General features: G+C 50.0%; 1 protein-coding gene and 1 pseudogene. Both read right to left on the reverse strand.

What is annotated here, in order from left to right:
* Window positions 1–561, reverse strand: a pseudogene (locus I6E11_RS14735) (conjugative transposon protein TraM); the annotation flags it as partial.
* Window positions 473–750: hypothetical protein (locus I6E11_RS14740; RefSeq protein WP_235338844.1), on the reverse strand; the 278-nt coding region annotated here is incomplete at its 5' end. The gene I6E11_RS14740 and the pseudogene I6E11_RS14735, both read right to left, overlap by 89 nt.

The following is a 750-nucleotide window of genomic DNA, read 5'->3' on the forward strand; positions in this document are numbered from 1 at the left end:
CAGTTCCTCAATCCTTTCCAGAAGCCTTTCCTTTTCCGGATCGGTCCGCGGTTCATAGATGCTTCCCAGCGTACGGTTCATCTCACGGTAGGCTCCGGCCGAGGAACTGACCGGTCCGGCATTGCCTCCTTCTATTTCAGTTTCCGTGTTTGTTTGCCTCTCCGGTGGAATGTTATCGGGAAGACGGACACTGTCTTTCCGTTCCTCTTTGGCAAACATGGACTCCGCAGCTTCAAAGAATGTCTTCCTTTTCCTGCTTTCCTGTTCCATCAGAGCCTTTTCATAGGCATCCTTCTTGTTTCCTTCCAGGCGGCTGTCCTCGGGAGAAGGGATTTCCGTATTGAATCCCTGTCCTTTATCCTGCCGCTCCCGTTCCTGCCCGGAAGGTGAGAATATCAGATAGAAACTTCCCAGACACAACAGGAACATCAGCGGATACACCACAAATCTGGCGCGTTTGCGTTTCTGTTCCTCACTCAGCGGCTTCCTGTCCTTTGAAGACCGGAGCCTGAACGGTTTCATCAGCCGTTCCATTACTTTCTTGACTTTTTCTTTCTCCATTTCTTACAATAGATTGAATGAACTCCATACGGAGTGAATCCTTTTCCATAAATTCCATTCCGGACTCCCGGTTCTTACTGCCTATAAACGGTCTGCATGCCGTATAGACACATGCGGCGGTAAACGGGACAAACAGTATCCAGAGAACGGCCTTGCGCTGTTTAACGGTAAGTCTGTGGCAGAACCTCC

The organism is Bacteroides caecigallinarum (assembly GCF_021531075.1).
Lineage (GTDB): Bacteria > Bacteroidota > Bacteroidia > Bacteroidales > Bacteroidaceae > Phocaeicola > Phocaeicola caecigallinarum_B.